Source organism: Amycolatopsis sp. VS8301801F10 (assembly GCF_046195355.1).
In the GTDB taxonomy this organism is placed as follows: Bacteria; Actinomycetota; Actinomycetes; order Mycobacteriales; family Pseudonocardiaceae; genus Amycolatopsis.
Genome location: NZ_CP176065.1, coordinates 5,592,924 through 5,608,753 on the forward strand (window position 1 = coordinate 5,592,924; position 15,830 = coordinate 5,608,753).

12 protein-coding genes and 1 pseudogene are annotated in these 15,830 nt (G+C 74.3%); 9 read left to right on the forward strand and 4 right to left on the reverse strand.

The window, feature by feature from the left end:
- Both F9C11_RS26390 and F9C11_RS26395 read right to left on the reverse strand, forming a co-directional pair.
- Complete coding sequence (locus F9C11_RS26390) at window positions 1–1,041, reverse strand: hypothetical protein (protein ID WP_409180044.1); 1,041 nt, start codon at window positions 1,039–1,041, stop codon at window positions 1–3.
- Window positions 1,038–2,348: a hypothetical protein gene (locus tag F9C11_RS26395; RefSeq protein ID WP_409180045.1), complete on the reverse strand. Its 1,311-nt coding sequence runs from the start codon at window positions 2,346–2,348 to the stop codon at window positions 1,038–1,040. Before F9C11_RS26395 ends, F9C11_RS26390 begins: the two co-directional genes overlap by 4 nt.
- A 146-nt stretch (window positions 2,349–2,494) precedes the next feature.
- Between F9C11_RS26395 and cynS the strand changes: the two genes are divergently transcribed.
- Both cynS and F9C11_RS26405 read left to right on the forward strand, forming a co-directional pair.
- Window positions 2,495–2,965 (forward strand): cyanase, encoded by a 471-nt coding sequence (cynS, locus tag F9C11_RS26400; RefSeq protein WP_409180046.1) that lies wholly within the window; start codon window positions 2,495–2,497, stop codon window positions 2,963–2,965.
- A gap of 25 nt (window positions 2,966–2,990) precedes the next feature.
- A pseudogene (locus F9C11_RS26405) lies at window positions 2,991–3,113 on the forward strand (MbtH family NRPS accessory protein); the annotation flags it as partial.
- A gap of 178 nt (window positions 3,114–3,291) precedes the next feature.
- Here the strand turns inward: F9C11_RS26405 and F9C11_RS26410 are convergent.
- The gene (locus F9C11_RS26410; protein WP_409180047.1) at window positions 3,292–4,575 is read right to left on the reverse strand and encodes a type VII secretion protein EccE; all 1,284 of its coding nucleotides are present in this window, start codon (window positions 4,573–4,575) and stop codon (window positions 3,292–3,294) included.
- A gap of 152 nt (window positions 4,576–4,727) precedes the next feature.
- Between F9C11_RS26410 and F9C11_RS26415 the strand changes: the two genes are divergently transcribed.
- From F9C11_RS26415 to F9C11_RS26430, 4 genes are read left to right on the forward strand one after another with little or no spacing between them, the layout of a single operon-like run.
- Complete coding sequence (locus F9C11_RS26415) at window positions 4,728–6,752, forward strand: fibronectin type III domain-containing protein (RefSeq protein ID WP_409180048.1); 2,025 nt, start codon at window positions 4,728–4,730, stop codon at window positions 6,750–6,752.
- Window positions 6,753–6,763: 11 nt separating this feature from the next.
- On the forward strand, window positions 6,764–7,717 hold the full coding sequence (locus F9C11_RS26420) for an AAA family ATPase (RefSeq protein WP_409180049.1): 954 nt from the start codon (window positions 6,764–6,766) through the stop codon (window positions 7,715–7,717).
- 3 nt (window positions 7,718–7,720) lie between these two features.
- Entirely contained in the window at window positions 7,721–8,839 is a 1,119-nt protein-coding gene (locus F9C11_RS26425) for a DUF58 domain-containing protein (protein WP_409180050.1), read from the forward strand.
- Complete coding sequence (locus F9C11_RS26430) at window positions 8,836–10,947, forward strand: transglutaminaseTgpA domain-containing protein (protein ID WP_409180051.1); 2,112 nt, start codon at window positions 8,836–8,838, stop codon at window positions 10,945–10,947. The genes F9C11_RS26425 and F9C11_RS26430 overlap by 4 nt, the downstream gene beginning before the upstream one ends.
- A gap of 20 nt (window positions 10,948–10,967) precedes the next feature.
- On the opposite strand, the gene F9C11_RS26435 is transcribed toward F9C11_RS26430, so the two are convergent.
- The gene (locus F9C11_RS26435) at window positions 10,968–13,085 is read right to left on the reverse strand and encodes a serine/threonine-protein kinase (RefSeq protein WP_409180052.1); all 2,118 of its coding nucleotides are present in this window, start codon (window positions 13,083–13,085) and stop codon (window positions 10,968–10,970) included.
- A gap of 162 nt (window positions 13,086–13,247) precedes the next feature.
- On the opposite strand from F9C11_RS26435, the gene F9C11_RS26440 reads away from it, so the two are divergent.
- The 3 genes from F9C11_RS26440 (at window position 13,248) to eccD (ending at window position 15,830) form a co-directional block, all read left to right on the forward strand.
- The gene (locus F9C11_RS26440) at window positions 13,248–13,586 is read left to right on the forward strand and encodes a hypothetical protein (protein WP_409180053.1); all 339 of its coding nucleotides are present in this window, start codon (window positions 13,248–13,250) and stop codon (window positions 13,584–13,586) included.
- A 30-nt stretch (window positions 13,587–13,616) separates the two neighbouring features.
- Window positions 13,617–14,291 carry a hypothetical protein gene (locus F9C11_RS26445; RefSeq protein WP_409180054.1) on the forward strand — a complete coding sequence of 225 codons (675 nt, stop codon included), beginning with the start codon at window positions 13,617–13,619 and terminating at the stop codon, window positions 14,289–14,291.
- Between the two features lie 159 nt (window positions 14,292–14,450).
- The gene (gene eccD, locus F9C11_RS26450; protein ID WP_409180055.1) at window positions 14,451–15,830 is read left to right on the forward strand and encodes a type VII secretion integral membrane protein EccD; all 1,380 of its coding nucleotides are present in this window, start codon (window positions 14,451–14,453) and stop codon (window positions 15,828–15,830) included.

A 15,830-nucleotide genomic window follows, 5' to 3' on the forward strand; every position in this document is an offset into this window, starting at 1 on the left:
TCAGAACTCCTCGTCGGCGGCGGCTCGCTCGGCCAAGGTCCGGTCCGTCGGCGGCAGTGCTTCGCGGGCGCGGACGAGGGCGAGCACGGCGGCCCGGTCCTCGGGGGTGGTGCCTTCGACGTCCGGGTCCGCGGCTCCGACGAGGAGACCGATCCGGCCGGGAGCCGTCGCCGCGAGCCTGGCCCCGGCGTCGTCCAGCTCGGTCGTTCCGGCGAAGCCCGCGCTGCCGAGGTGCAGGGCGACCTCGGCGAACGGCTCGCCGTCGCGGGTCGCGGAAGCGGTGAGGGACGCGTCGCCGAGCGCGCCGGAGACCTCGACCTCGAGCCGGGCGGCGGTCCTGGTCGCGACGATCCGCCAGGCCGCCGTGTCTTCCGCGGCGTCCAGAACGCCGGGCGGAACCCGGGCCCAGTCGACGCTGGCGCGGCCCTCGGCCAGCACGCCCTCGCCGGACGCGGCCGGGCCGGAGCCCGCGGCCAAGGCGTACGCCCGTTGCCCAGGGGCCACCCGAGCCGCCAGTCCGGCGGCGGCTTCGGCCCGCCCGAGGTCGTCCTGGCGGTCGAACCAGGCCGAAAGCTGCGCACACAGACGGCGGACTTCCTCGGCCACCGGCCCGGCGGCGGCAGCAAGACCCGCGTCCCGCGCCTGGTCGAACAGTTCCGCCGGGCTGGCCTCGAACCCGTCGAGCAGCCCTTCGGCGAGGTCTTCGACCGCTGCGGTGGCGATAGCTGCTTCGAAGTCCAGCAGCGCCGGGTCGAGCGCCGGGATGCCGAGCGTCGGGCTGGCGGGCCACCAGCGGCGGGCCCACAGCAGGAGCGCGAGCCTGGCCAGCTCCGGCCGGGTCGGGACGTCGACGTGGTTTTCCTGGAGCGCGGTCACGCTGGCTTCGGGGCCGACGAGCCTGGTCAGCCAGGGTTCGGCGGTGCCGGGGTCGGTGAGTTCGACGCGCATCGACGGGGCGGAGCCGCGGAGCAGGTCGGCCAGGGCGAAGCGCAGGAGAGCGCCGTCCGCCGCGAGGACTGGGGTGTGGACCGGGTGCGTCATGAGGCGGCCTCCCAGCGCGGCAGGCCGGCGACGAGTGCGCGGCGCACTTTCGTCCGCAGGTCCAGCGAGGTCGACCGGACGACTCCGGTGAGCAGGTGCCGGAAGTCGTCCGGGATCTCTCCGCTGACGTCGAAACCGTGCAGCCGCGCCCACAGCCGGGCGAGGAACCGCTTCGCGAACTCGCGCAGTTCTCGCAGGATCTCGGCGTCCGGCTGCGCGGTGAGCGGGGTCGAACCGGCCAGCGCCCGGCGGGCGTACAGCACGTATCCCTCGCGGGCGACCTGGGCGTTGAGCCGCTGCGCGAATTCCGGGAGGTCGCCGGGAGCCGGGCCGTCGAGCGGCCGGAGCGCGGGGGCGAGGACGACGCCGAGCACGAAACACGTGGCCAGCACGGGCAATTCGAGCCCGAACCCGGCGGCCGTTCGGCGGAGTTCCTCGTCCACCAGGTCGGCTACCGGGCGTTGCTCGTCCGCGGGGAGGCGGCGCAAGGTCGCGCGGACCCGGCGTTCGATGCTGCGTTCGAGCAGTCCGGTTCCGGCTTCGTCGCGCTGGCTCAGCGGGGGCACGGCGGTGAGTTCGCCGCGTTGGAGGCCGAGATCAGGCGCGGGAAGGCCGGAAACCTCGCGGACGGCCCGGTCCAGCGCGGCGGTGCCGCCGGGTTGCCGCAATGCGAGACCGAACGCGTGTCCGGCGGGGGAGTCGGCGAGGGCCTGCCAGGTCTCGTCGGTGAAGCCGTTGGCGACCGCGGCGAGCAGGCTGCCGAAGGCGGTGGGCGATGCGTTCGGCGCGGTGACCCAGCGACGGCGCAACTCGGCGGTCAAGCCGGCGGTGCGTTCGGGATTTGCCAAGTACCGGCTCAACTGGTCGACTCCGGCCGCGCCGCCTTCGCCGTGCCACTCGCGCAACGCCGCCGCGGCTCGTTCCGGTGCGGAGGCGTCCGGCATGCCGAAGCCGGTCGCGAGTTCGTAAGCGAGGGGAAAGCACACGTCCTGGACGTTGCCCGCGGTGATGCGCAGGGCTCGGCGCTGCCGTTTGAGGTGGGTGAACCAGTCCGCGGCGGCGCGCAGCCGCTCCGCGTCGGCCAGCAGCAACTCGGTCACCTCCGCCGCGGCGGCGGGATCCAGCAGCGGACGGCCGAGCCGGGGCCGCGCCGCGGTGCGGATCACGAGCGGGTCGACGATTTTCTTGACCGTGCGGGTCAGCGGGCCGCCGTCGCCCGCGGAAAGCACCTCGACGTCCGGGATCCGCCGCCAGGCCCGCGCGAGAACAGCCGACCGCAACTGCGACTGTCCCTGGCCTGCCGTCATCACGCCCCCTCGCTCCGCCCGCACTTTATCCTGCCCGCGGCGGTTCCCCTCCCGGATGTTCGCGACGACGATGGCCAGCGGCGGGCGCCGGGAGCGCCCAGTCCGTGCCCGGCGCAGTTCTCCTCCGAGGAAAGGACTTCCCGACCATGGCGCACACCCAGATCGACCCGGCCGTCCGCGCGGAACTGGCGGCGAGGGCGGTGGAAGCCAAGACCCGCAAGGACCTCAGCTGGCAGCGGATCGCCGACGCGGCCGGGCTGTCGGCGGTGTTCACGACCGCCGCCGTCCTCGGGCAGCACCCGCTGCCGAAGGAAGCCGCCGAGGCCGTGGCGGAACTGCTCGAATTGGGCGAGGACGCGGCGCGGCTGCTGCAGACCGTCCCGGTGCGCGGTTCGATCCCGGACCGGGTCCCGACCGACCCGACGATCTACCGCTTCTACGAGATCCTCCAGGTCTACGGAACGACGCTCAAGGCCCTGATCCACGAACAGTTCGGCGACGGCATCGTCTCGGCGGTCAACTTCAGGCTCGACGTGAAGAAGGTCGCCGACCCCGAGGGCGGCGAACGCGCTGTGATCACCCTGGACGGCAAATACCTGCCGGCCGAGCCGTTCTGAACCCGCGCGGAGGCGACTGGGCCGAATAGCCAATCCGTTCGAAGACGAGAATGGCGGTTGCCTGGTCTTGGTCAATGCCGAGAATCGGCATGCGCTGCGGCCGGAGTTCGCCGCTGTTTCCACCGGACGGAGGAGAAAGGCCGGAAACGCCGCCCAGGCCGCATCGGAAACGCGCCGCCGGGAATTCTTTCGGGAATTCCCGGCGGTGGGTCCGGCGACGGTATTCTTCGTGCACGCGCGCCTGATTGACTTCGGCCGGAGAGAGACGGACCGGCGTTTCTGCCAGATCGGCGGCAAACTGACCCGAGCGCATCGGCCGCCGCGGCTCAGGAAACCGACCCGAGCGGCAAAGTCGCGGTCAGCCCCTCCTGCTGACGCCCTTCCAGCCGATCCAGCCGAATGCCCCATTCCGCCGCGAGCCGTGCCAGCACCTGGCCCGCCTGCTCGACCGCCGCGGCGTGCGGGGAGGCGACGCGCACGACTGCCGCCACCTCGGGCACCCCGTCCGAGCGGCGGGCGGTCAGCGAGAGCGTCACCGCCGTCTGGGCCGTCGCGCCCAGCAAAGCGTTGATCAGCCGCGGAGTCGTCGCGGGCGGCAGGGACGACCAGCCCTCCAGCCGGAACGCCGTCTGGGACACCGGGCCGCTGTGCCAGAGCCGCCACTGTTCCCGGACCTGGGTGCGGCCCGCGGTGACGTGGGCGAGCGACGCGATCGAGCCGAGGAATTCGGGCTCCCGCAACGGAGTCGTCGGCAGCCCCTCGCGGCGCAGGCGACGCTGCACTCGCCGCAGCGCGTTCGCCAGCGTTTGGCGCACCGCGTCGTCCTCGTACCGCTCCACGGTGCGCGATGCTTGCAGGGCAAGCCAAATCCGCGGCGGCTGCCGACGGTCGACGCCTGCGTGGTACAGCACTTGGGCGGTGAAGCAGGTGCCCGGTTCGGCGGGCGGCAACAGCGCTTCGGGACCGGGGAGCGGAGCGGGCGGGAGCGAGTCCGGCCGCAGGACCGCGCTGATCCCGCCCGTGCGGCTGAAGAAGAACACCGGGTCGTCGCCGAGTTGCCCGGTGTGTCCGGACCCTTCCGGCGACAGCGCGCGCAGCAGGGCCCGGCCGGTCTCGTCGGCGTCGGCCAGTTCGCGTTCCCGGTCGCGCAGCGCGTAACCCACGGCAAGAAGCAGCCATTCGTAACCCCAGCGGCCCCGGTGACGGGCTGCCGTCAGGGCGAGCACCGCCGCGGCGCCGAGCCCGATCGTGGCAGCCACCGGCCATGGCCGTCCGATCGCCAGGATCGCTGCCACCAGCACCAGTTGCCCGCAGACGATCTGCAGCGCGCCCCACCGGCGGGGTCGCTTGGCCGTCGGAAGGCCCGCCGGGGTGGAGGGCGCGGTGGTTACGACGGGGTGCCACGGCTGGGTTTGGGGTGCGAGCGCGGCCGGAGCCGCTGCTCTCGCGGCGGTCAAGGCGGCCAGCGCCGCCGAGCGAGCCGCGGCCTGGGCGTCCGCCGGGGCGGGAATCCGCTGGCCGGCCGGTCGGGCGAGCGGCGCCGCCTCCGGGAGCGGGCGAGCCGCGGTGCGGGCGCGGTGGCCGGGATGTGCCTTGCCGGGGTAGGTCACGGCAGCCCTCCTCAGGTCCCCGACAGCGTCGCGGGCGGAAGCTGAGGTTTCCGTGACAGCTCGTTTAATCAGGATTTCAACGGCGTCCTCTAGCGTCCGGGCATGGGTTCCGGATGTATATCGGCTGTAGCCGCGCCCGTTACGGTCCGCCGGTGACCACAGAAACGCCGCGCGCGAAACGCGCTGCCCTGTTCCGGCTCGGCACGGTGCTCGTCGCCGGCCTCGCGGTCGTCGGCATCGCCGTCACCGGGCACGCCTCGCTGCCCGAGAACCTGCAGTTCGTGCAGGCCGGGCACTGGGTCTACAACACCTCGGCGCAGGCGGCGGTGCACGTCGACGGCGCGACCGGCCAGGTCGACGTCCAGGCGGCGGTCCCCGGCGCGGAGGCGGGCAGCCCGGTCGCGCAGAACGGCCGTTCGGGCTACGTCGTCGACCGGACGCGGATCACCGAGTTCAGCAAGTCGACCCTCGGGGTCGAGAGCAGCACCGCGCCGCCGGCGTCGGAGGAGCCGGTCGTGCTGGAGGTCGCGGGCGGCCCGTACCTCGTCTACCGCAACGCGGGCCAGATCGCGCGGCTCGGCGACCCGGCGGCGACCGCCCCGGCGGGCGGGCCGCTGTCCGCGCCGGTGACGACGTCCGACGGCACGGTCTGGGTGCACCGCATCGACAACGGCTCGATCTGCGACCTCCCGCGCGGCGCCCTCCTCCTGACCTGCCCCGCGCAGCTGCCGCAGGGGCACGACGCGGCGCTGTCGATCGTCGGCGACCGCCCCGTCGTGCTCGACACGACGGCCAGCGTGCTCCGCTCGGTCGGCGCGAACGGGCTCGGCGACCCGGCCGACATCGGGCTTTCGCTGCCGGCGACCGTGCAGGTGGCGAGCGACGACGTCGACGGGCGGCTCGCCGTCGTCGACCCGGACCACGGCCAGCTGCACCTGATCGACGCCGCCGGCCTGCTGCAGAGCAGTCCGGTCGCGCGGCCGGTTTCGGTCCCGCTGCGCAAGGGCGGCCAGTACGCCGGCCCGGTCGCGACGTCGCACACCGTCGCCGTGGTCGACCAGGCCCGGCACGAGGTGCGCACCTACGACAGCAAGGGCGCGCTGAAGAGCACCAAGGCGGTGCCCGACGGCGGCGGCGAAGCGCGGCTGTCGCTCGGCCAGGACCACCGGATCTACGTCGACAACCACGACGGCTCGCACATGGTCGTCGTGGACGGCGGCAGCGGCGTGGCCGCGGACGTGGACGTCAGCGCGAAAACGCAGCCGAAGCCCACTCCGCCGTCGCAGCCGGAACCCCCGGCCAGCAGCCAGTCGCCCGCGCCGCCCGCGCCGCCGGGTCCGCCCGCGCAGCGCGGCAATCCGCCGCCGCCGGTCGCGAAGCCGACCCCGCCGGGTTCGCCGCGCAACGTCCGGGCGACCCCGGGCACCGGTTCGGCCACGGTCATGTGGGCGTCCGCGCCGGGCAACGGTTCCCGCGTGGTCCGGTACGTCGTCTCCTGGTCCGGCGGTTCGACCACAGTGGACGGTTCGCGGTCGCGGGTCACCGTGACCGGGTTGACCAACGGCCAGTCCTACACCTTCAGCGTGGCCGCGGAGAACTCCGCGGGCCGCGGCAGCGCGGCCAGTTCCCGTTCGATCGTGCCCGGCGGGGCCGCCGAGGCGCCGAAGGTCACCGCGACCGTCGGCTCGAACGGCGCGGTGTCGGTGAGCTGGACGACCCCGGACCTGCACGGGGCCGACCTCGTCCGCTACGTGGTGAGCGCGTCCGGGCAGAGCGACCGGTCGGTGTCCGGGACCTCGACCAGCTTCCAGGGCCTGAGCGGCACCATCACCTTCACCGTCCGGGCGATCACCTCGTACGGCTCGGGCGGGCAGCTGACCGGCAGCCCCGGTTCGGCGCGCGCGACGCTCGCGTCCGGCCCGCCGTCGGTGAAGATCACGAGCGTGCGCAGCACGAACGCGCTGATCGTGACCGTCGACGCGGACCCGGGCGGCGGCGCGGCCACCTGCCAGGCCTCGTTCATGGGCGTGGCTTCGCCCGCGAAGCCCTGCTCCGGCACCACGCAGCTGACGATCTCGAACGTGGTGTGGACCGGGGCCGTCACGATCAAGGCCACGATCCGCAATTCCTCCGGTTCCGGCAGCGACAGCTGGACCGGCGTTCCGACCACCTCCTGAGAAGGGCGACCGTGAGCTTCACGCCGAAAGCGGCCTACGACCTCATCGCCGACAACGTGCAGACGGTGCTGCGCGGCCATCCCGACGTCGTCCGGATGGCGGTCGCGGCGCTGTTCGCCGAGGGGCATCTGCTGATCGAGGACGTGCCCGGCGTCGGGAAGACCACGCTGGCGCGGTGCCTCGCGGCCAGCGTCGGCGGCCGGTGGAACCGCATCCAGTTCACCCCGGACCTGCTGCCCGGCGACATCCTCGGCGTGATGGTCTACCACCAGCACGCCGAGAAGTTCCAGTTCCACCCCGGCGGGATCTTCGCCAACGTGGTGCTCGCCGACGAGATCAACCGCGGCACCCCGAAAACCCAGGCGGCGCTGCTCGAGGCGATGGCCGAGCGCCGGGTCACGGTCGACGCGGTCAGCCAGCCGGTGCCGCGGCCGTTCCTGGTGGTGGCGACGCAGAACCCGATCGAGATGGAGGGGACCTACCGGCTGCCGGAGGCACAGCTGGACCGGTTCCTGATGCGGTTGTCGGTCGGCTATCCGGCCCACGACGCGGAAGTGCTGGTCGTGATGGGCGACTGCGCGGGCGTGACCGCCGACGAACTGCGGCCGGTCCTGCGGATCGAGGACGTGCAGCAGGTCATCGCGCGGGTGCGGCAGGCGTATCTGGCGCCCGAGGTCGTGTCGTACGCGGTCCGCCTCGCCGCGGCGAGCCGCAGCCATCCGGCGGTGCGCTACGGCGTGAGCCCGCGCGGCAGCATCGCGCTGATCCGCGCCGCGCAAGGGCTCGCGGCCACGCACGGCCGCGATTTCGTGACCCCGGACGACGTCAAGGACGTGGCGCTCGCGGTGCTGTGCCACCGGCTGGTGCTGACCCCGGACGCCGAGCTGAACCAGCGGCGGGCCGAGGACGTCGTGGCCGAACTGCTCGCCGACACCGCCGCCCCGACGGCCGCGCCCGGGCGCTGAGGCATGCGGCTCACCCGCCGCGGAATCGCGGCGCTCGCCAGTGCTGTGCTGGGGTACGGGCTCGGCGAACTGGCCGGGTATCCGCTGCTGCGCGTGCTCGCCGGGATCGCGGCCGGCGCCGTGCTCGCCGCGGTGCTGGTGACCCGGGCCCGGCCGAAGGCCGACGTCTCGCGGTCGGTGCATCCCGAACGCGTCGAACGCGGCCGCCCGGCGCTGGCGACTTTGGCCGTGCGCAACGAAAGCGAGCGGCGGCACGGCGGATTCGGCGCGCAGGACTGCGTCGGCGCGGACGTCCGCGAGGTCCAGGTCCGCGCGCTCGCGCCCGGCGCCGCCGCGACGTACCACTACGAGCTGCCGACCGGCGTGCGCGGCAAGCTCGAGGTCGGCCCGCTCGTGCTGCACCGGTCGGATCCGTTCGGGCTCGCGCGCGCGGACCGGACGCTGGGCGCGGCCGCTTCCCTGTGGGTGTATCCGCGGCTGAACCCGATGCGCCCGGCCGCCTCGGCGCATCCGCGCCACCACCACGACGGCCCGATCACCGATCCGCCGCTGCGCGGTTCCGCGGACCTGCTTGCGGTGCGCGAATACATGCTCGGCGACGAAGTCCGGCACCTGCACTGGAAAGCCAGCGCGCGGACCGGGCGGCTGATGGTGCGCGACTACGCGGATCCGGCGCAGTCGCGGCTCACCGCGGTGCTCGACACGCGGGCGGGGGCGATGCGGCCGGAGGTCTTCGAGGAAGCCGTCGAGGTCGCGGCGTCGGTGCTGTACGCGTCCGCGATGGCGGGCCAGCACTGCCGGTTGCTGACCTCGTCCGGCCTCGAAACCCCGGTAGGGAGCGGGGTCTCGACGGCTCGCTTGCTGCTGGACGAACTCTGCCTGGCCGCGCAGGACGCGGACGGTCCGCTGCTGCTGCCCGCCGCGCGGCTGGCCGGAGCGCGGCCGGGCGGGGCGCTGGTCGTGGTCACCGGGCCGGAGGCCGATCTCGGGGCGGCGCTGCGCTGGCGGCCGGACACCGTGCTCCGGCTGGGCGTCCGGGTGCCGGGCGTGCGCGCCGGTTCGATCGACGCGGTGGACGCCGCGGACGCGGCGGCCAAGTGGAACGCCCGGGGCGAAGGGTGAACGCGCGGCTGGCGGCGCTCGGACTGCTCGGCTCCACCGCGGTGGCCGGGCTGTTGTTCGCGCCGGTGTTCGGGCTGCCGGCGTTGCTTTTGCCGGTGCTCGTGGTCGTGGTGCTCGGCTACGGCAGCACCGAGCTGTGCCTGCGCGTGCCGCGGCTGGAGGCGTGGCGTCCGCTGGTCGTGCTCGTCGCCGGATTGCTCGGAATCGTTGAGACGACGCTGTTTTCGACCACGATCGCCGGGTTGCCCACCGGAGCTTCGCTGCAGGGGTTGAGCCAAGGGCTGACCGAGAGCTGGCTGCGGACGCTGCAGTCGACCTGGCCCGCGCGCCCGGACGCCGGACAGCTGCTGTTCGTGCCGCTGGCGGTGCTGCTGGCGGTCGTGCTCGGGCTGGAACTGTTGCTGCGCTTGCGAATGCCGCTGGTGGCGCTGCTGCCGAGCCTGGCCGTGGCGGTGCTCGCGCAGGCGTATCAGGCGCTCTCCGGCGGCCCGGCGCTCTTGGCCGCGCTCGGGTATTTCGCGCCCGCCGGGCTTGTGCTGTGGGCGGCGCGGCCCGGAGGTCTCCGGCTGCGGCGGCCGTCCGCTTCGGCCGCTTGGGCGGTGCTGCCGCTGGTGGTCGCGATCGCGGCCGGAGCGGTCGCTTTCGGCGGGCTGGACCCGGCGGGACGGGAGCCGTACCGGCTCGCCGACGGCCATCCGGTGCCGCCCCCGCAAAGCCCGGTCAGCAATCCGCTCGACGAGATCGCCGGGCAATTGGCCGATCCGGAGCGGCCGGTGTTCAGCTACCGCAGCTCCGCTCCGGTCGAGCGGTGGCGGCTGGTCGTGCTGACCGGATTCGACGGGGCGGGCTGGTCGGCCGAGCCGAAGCTGCGCCGGCTGGGCGCCGGTCTCGAGGGCGTTCCCGGCGCGCCGGAGGTCTCGGCGGAGCTGCGCGTTCCGCCGCTGTCCGGGCCGTGGCTGCCGAGCCAGCCGGGCCTGACCAGCGTGACCGGGGCCGCGCCGCTGGTGGATCCCGGCGCGGGCATGCTGTTTTCGGCCGCTCCGGGCGGGCCGGCCGAATACCGGATGACGTGGTCGGCGCCCGAGGCGGACCCGGACTACCTGGGCACGGCGCCGGTGGACGCGCAGGCGCCGGGCGGCCTCGCCGGGGTCGGCGCGGCGCCCGACGACGTCGCCCGGCTCGCCTGGACCGCCGTGCACGGCTTGCGCCCGACGTTCCAGTCCGCCTTGCAGCTGCAGCGTTTCCTTCAGCAGAACTACCAGCTCGCGGTCGGCGACGACCTGCCGACCGGGGCGTCCTGGCCGCAGCTGCGGCAGTTCCTGACCGTCTCGAAACGAGGGACGAGCCAGCAGTTCGCCGCCGCGTACGTGGCGCTGGCCCGGATCACCGGCATCCCGGCCCGGCTCGTCGTCGGCTACCGCGGCGCGGACACCGCCGGGGAGCACGTCGTGCGCGCCGGGGACGCGCTGGCGTGGCCGGAGGTCGCCGTCGCCGGGGTCGGCTGGGTTCCGCTGGACCCGACGAAGTCCGCGGCCACCTCCGCCCGGTCGTCCGGGCTGGCGGGCGCCGCGGGGCGCGCGCAGGCGAAGCTGCCGCCGCTGGAGAAACTCCAGCCGCCGGTGCCGCCCGCGGACACCCGGCCGGAAGCCGCGGCGTTCGTTTCCGGAACGGGCGGTTGGCCGTGGTGGATCGCGGCGGCCGCGGCGCCCGCGCTGGTGCTGTGCGGACTGGGCGGAGTGCCGCTGGCGAAGGCGCTCCGGACGAGACGCCGGCGCCGCCGGCTGGGCAAGGACGCCATTTTCGGCGCGTGGGCGGAGGCCCGCGACCGGTTGCGCGCGCACGGCGTGGCGTACCGGGCGGGCATGACGCCCCGGGACCTGGCGGAATCGGCGGGCGCGGCGCTGGGGGAGCGGGTGCGCGATCCGGTGCTGCGGCTGTCCGGCGTGATGGATTCGGCGCTGTGGTCGCGGTTCCCGCCTTCGGAAAGCGCGGTGGGGGTCGCCTGGATGGAGATCCGGGAACTGCGCCGTGCGCTGGCCCGCCGCCCCCTGCGGAGGCGGATGCGCGCGGTGTTCGACCCCCGGCCGCTGTTCCGGCGGTCCGGTTAGGACAGTGCGGTTCGCCGCAGTCAGGTGGTGCAGACCGCGCCGCGGACCGGGACCGGCGGGGTTTCGTAGACGTGGCTGCCGTCCGTCGCGCGGATCTGGAAGCAGTACTTGCGCGCCGGGTCCACCGGAACCGACATCGTGCGGTCGCGGTGGGCCACCAGCACCATCGGCGCCAGCCGCTCGGCTCCCACGACGACCGCGAAGTCCAGATTCCCCTCGGCGCTCCAGGAAAGCTTGATCTGCGTGCCGAGATCGGCGGGGGCGGCGAGCGCGAGGTGCACGTCCGGCGCCGGGGCCCGCCCGGCGGGCGGAAGCTGCCCGGACGACGGCGCGGTCGCCAGCGGCGCCGCGGGCCCGGGATCCTGCCGCGAGGTCAGCATCGGCACCGCGACGAGCGCCCCGACAGCGGCGGCCAGCCCCGCGGCGAGCGCGGGCCACCACGCGAACCCCGAGAGCTTCCGGCCGCGGGCGGGCGGGGTGGTGTCGTCGAAGGTGTGCAGGAGAGTCCGGCCGGGGGTGGAGGTTCGGGGAAGCCCGGGCGCGGGTGGAGTGCTGAGGCCGCTCGGCGGCGGGGTCGCGCCGGTGAAGGCGGGCAGATGGGCGGGTGCGGGTGGCGGCGGGGTCGCGTTGCCGAGGCCCGTGGGGTGGTGGGCTGCTTCGCCGAGGCTCGTGGGTTGGTGTTGGGGCGTCGTGGGATCGGCAGTTCGTTGAGCGGGTTCGCCGAGGCCGGTGGGGTGGTGGGTTGTGCCGCCGAGGCCAGCGGGTTGGTGGTGGGGCGTCGCGAATTCGCCAGTTCGCTGGGCCGGTTCGCCGAGGCCAATGGACTGTTGGGTCGTGCCGCCGAGGCCGAGGGGTTGCTGCTGGGGTGTCGTGAAGTCGGCAGCTCGTTGAGCGGGTTCGCCGAGGCCGGTGGGGTGGTGGGTTGCGCCGCCGAGGCTCGTGGCTTGGTGTTGGGGTGTCGTGAGATCGGCAGCTCGCTGGGCCGGTTCGCCGAGGCCGGTGGGCTGGTGGGTCGCGTTGCCGAGGCCAGCGGGTTGGTGTTGGGGCGTCGCGAAGTCGCCAGTTCGCTGGACCGGTCCGCCGAGGCCGCCCGCGCGGACGGTGTCGCCGGAGGCAACTGCCTGCTGCACCCCAGCATAATCCCCGGGATTGTGCTGGGGTGCAGCGAATCCGCTCGGCTGCGGAACCGCGTGGCCGAACCCGCCGGAGTAGTGCGCGAAACCGCCCGGCGGCGGAACCGCACCGCCGAATCCCACCGGCTGCTGCGCGCCATAGCCAGGCTGAGGCGGGGCGCCGCCGAAGCCGCCCGCCGTTGCCCCCATGCCCGCGAAATCGTCGAATTCCACCTCGGCCGGGGCGGCGCTCGCCCGGTACAGCCGTTCCAGGGTTTCCGCCACCGCGGCCGGGTCCTGCGGGCGGTCCGCCGGGTCCTTGGCCAGCAGCCGGCCGATCAGGTCGGTCAGCGCGGGCGGCGCGGCGGGCACCCGGATCGGCGGCACCGGGTCGCGGAAGACCTGCAGGATTCGTTCGGCGCGCTGCTGTCCGGTGTGCCGCGGGAACGGCGACGAACCGGTGAGCGCGGTGTAGAGCACCGCGCCGAGGCCGTAGAGGTCGCTCGCCTCGGAGAGGGCGTCGTCCCGCAGCGTTTCCGGCGCCGCGTAGTCCACGGCGTGCAGGGGGTCGCGCGGGAAACGGCGGCGCAGGGCCAGCCCGAAATCGGCGAGGGCGAGTTCGCCCGAACGGCGCAGCAGCACGTTGTGCGGCGTGACCCCGCCGTGCACGACGCCCACCTGATGCGCGGCGGCCAGCGCGGCCGAGACGGTCCAGCCGACGGCGAGGACGTCGCGCACCGGCAGCTGGCCGTCGAGCAGCTGTGCCAGCGACCGCGGGCACAATTCCATCCGCAGGCCGAGGCGGCCGCCCGGCAGTTCGCCCGCCTCGTCGACAGGCAGGATCGCCCGCTCGCCGCGCACGGCGGCGAGTGCCTTGCGTTCGCGGTCGAACCGGGCCGCCGTGTCCCGGTCGAGGACGCCGTCGAACACCTTGACCGCCACGTCCGCGCCCGCCAGCCGGCCCGCGTAGACCTTGGCGACCGGTCCCTCGGCGAGCAGCCGCTCCTCGCCCACCCCGATGCTCATGCCGCCATTCTCCCCTGTGCGGGCGCGTCCGGCGCAATGCCCGGGCAGGTTCCTGCCTCGCGTGCGCGTGTCATCGAAACCTCATCCGCCGTGGCTAGTTTCGATCCCGTCACCACACAGCTTCGGCGGCCGCGAGCCGCCTGGAACGGACAGGAACCCTCCATGGACATCTGGCACATTCTCGCCAAGCCGCTCCTCACCGGCCTCATCATCTTCGGCGTGGGCTGGCTCAGCATGACGATCCGCAAGCGCCGGGTCGCCCGCACCGAAGCAGCCGCCCCGGCTCCGGTCGAGGACCGCTCGCAGGCCGTGCTCCGGCAGGCGCGGCAGTTCGACGCCGAACGCGACGAGCTGGCCGCCCGCGGACAGGACGCGCTCGCCAAGGCGCGCGCCGCGGTGAACAGCTGGCAGGAACTCGCGCAGTTGCGGCCAGGCCGCTTCCAGTCCGAATTGCAAGCCGCTTCAGCGCGTCTCGACGAGCTGAGCAAGTCCGCGGCCTGAGCCGGCCCGAACTTCCAAGGGGGAACTCCGATGCCCGCCGCCCTGTGGACCGGCCGCCGCGCCGAACCCGCCACGGTCACCGCCGACGTCGCCGCGACCGTGCAGAAGGAACTCGGCCTCGCCGCCCCTCCGTCGGCGATGACCTTGCCGGGCAACAGCACCGGCGTTCCGGCGGGAAGCCTTCTGCCGCCGCGCGAACGCTTCAGCGGCATGCCCGCGCCGACCGACTGCTTCGTCTACGTCGACGGCCAGCAGCCCCGCCCGTTCGAACTCCGCGCCGCCGTCCTGACCGGCCGCACCGCGGTGCGCCGGGCGCTCGGCCTGGGCGCGCTGGTCTACGCGGTGCCGCTGCGCCTGCCGAACGCGGTCCGGGTTTCGCTCGGCGCGCCCGGCGGCCGGGGACTCGCCTCGTTCGAGGGCGACCCGGCGGCCGCGGACCGGCTGAACGCCGACGCGCACCTGCTCGAAGCCGCCAACCGCCTGTCGAGCACCCACGCGGTCCAGACGAAAAGCCTGCCGCTCGGCACCGCCCAGCAGAGCTGGGAGGTCGCCCGCCTGCTGATGGTCACGCCGGGCGCGGACAGCGCGGTGCTGGTGGTGCGCACGTTGCACGGCATTGTCTCGTCCGGCTGGCTGCTGCGCGCGGACACCGTCCTGGGCTTCGCGGCCCAGCTCGAGACCGCGCTGCACGGAGTGTGCGCCTGACCGGGCACCGCCGACCTGCCCTTGCCCTGGAATTCCTCCGGGGCAAGGGTATTTCCGTGCGTCCGAGGTCCTTTGTGGACATACAGAATGGCGGCGGGACCGGCGGCAGGTTCCTGCCTCGCCGCCCCGCGGCGGCGGTTCCCGGGAGAGGCTGGGCGCATGCAGACAGCCGGCTTGATCAGAGTCACGATCGCCGCTCCGAAACGACGGATCGACATGGCGCTCCCCGAGCACGCGAGCGTCGCGGAACTGCTGCCGGGCCTGCTCGCCCGCGCGGGCGAGGGACTCGCCGACGACGGCGCGGCGGGCGGCGGCTGGCAGCTGCGCCGGCCCGACGGGGCGAGGTTCGACCTCGGCCGCACGCTCGCCGGCCACCGGGTGCGCGACGGCGAGGTGCTGCACCTGCTGCCGGCCAGGGCCGACTGGCCGGAACCGGAGTACGACGACGTGGTGGACGCGATCGCGACCGGCGCGAGCGGGCTCGGCCGCGCGTGGGGACCGCGGCACACGCGCACGGCAGGGCTGGCCGCGGGCGGCGCTGTGGTCCTTTTAGGACTGATCCCGGTGCTGCGCGCCGGTGCGCCGTGGACCGGTCCCGCGGTGTGGGCGCTCGTGGTCGCCGGACTGCTGCTGGTCGCGGGGGTCGTTCTCGCCCGCACGGCCGGGGACGCCGGAGCGGGCGCGGTGCTCGCCGCGGTCGCGTTGCCGTTCGCCTTCCTCGGCGGCGGATTGTTGCCAGCCGGGACGCACGCGGTGACCGACCTCGCGCCGGGACAGGTGATGCTCGCGGGGGTGACCCTGACGCTGGCGGCCGTGGTGGGGTACCTCGGGGTCGCCGCGGCCCAGCCGTGGTTCGCGGGCGCGGCCACCGCCGGATTCTTCGCCCTGACAGGCGGTTTCGTCGCCGCGAGCGGTGATTTCGCGGCGTACCAGGCGGCGGCCGCGCTCTCCGCCGGGCTGCTGGCACTGTCCATTGTGTTCGCGCCGCTCGCGCTGCGGCTCGGCAAGGTGCCGATGCCGGTGCTGCCGCGATCGACCGCGGACCTGGTCCGGGACGATCCGCAGCCGCCGGTCGACCGCGTGCACGCCGCGGTGGCCCGCGCGGACGGCCTGCTCACCGGCATGCTGGCCGGCGCGGCCGCGGTGGCGGCGTGCTGCGAAGTGCTGCTCGTGCGCGACGGCAGCGCCGCTTCGGTGACGATGGTCGCGGTGGTCGCCGCCGGATTCCTGGTGCGGGCCAGGCTGTATCCGACGCTGCGGCAGCGGATCCCGTTGCTGGCGGCGGGAATGGCCGGGGCCGCGGCACTCGCGGCGGGACCGGGCGCCGGGACGGGGTTGCCGCTCGTGTCGGCCGGGGCGATCCTGCTCGTGGTCGCGGCCCTGGTGGCCGGCGCCGGACTGCTGTTCAGCACCCGCGTGCCGAATCCGTATCTCGGCCGGTTCGCCGAGTACTCCGAGATCCTCCTGGTGTGCTCGCTGGTGCCGGTCGCGTGCTGGGTGCTCGGGCTGTACGGCTACGTGCGCGGACTGGGGGGCTGA

Coding starts and splice junctions, on each gene's coding strand:
- eccD (WP_409180055.1), top strand. CDS start 14,451: ATGCAGACAGCCGGCTTGATCAGAGTCACGATCGCCGCTCCGAAACGA.
- cynS (WP_409180046.1), top strand. CDS start 2,495: ATGGCGCACACCCAGATCGACCCGGCCGTCCGCGCGGAACTGGCGGCG.
- F9C11_RS26440 (WP_409180053.1), top strand. CDS start 13,248: ATGGACATCTGGCACATTCTCGCCAAGCCGCTCCTCACCGGCCTCATC.
- F9C11_RS26435 (WP_409180052.1), bottom strand. CDS start 13,085: ATGAGCATCGGGGTGGGCGAGGAGCGGCTGCTCGCCGAGGGACCGGTC.
- F9C11_RS26445 (WP_409180054.1), top strand. CDS start 13,617: ATGCCCGCCGCCCTGTGGACCGGCCGCCGCGCCGAACCCGCCACGGTC.
- F9C11_RS26390 (WP_409180044.1), bottom strand. CDS start 1,041: ATGACGCACCCGGTCCACACCCCAGTCCTCGCGGCGGACGGCGCTCTC.
- F9C11_RS26395 (WP_409180045.1), bottom strand. CDS start 2,348: ATGACGGCAGGCCAGGGACAGTCGCAGTTGCGGTCGGCTGTTCTCGCG.
- F9C11_RS26425 (WP_409180050.1), top strand. CDS start 7,721: ATGCGGCTCACCCGCCGCGGAATCGCGGCGCTCGCCAGTGCTGTGCTG.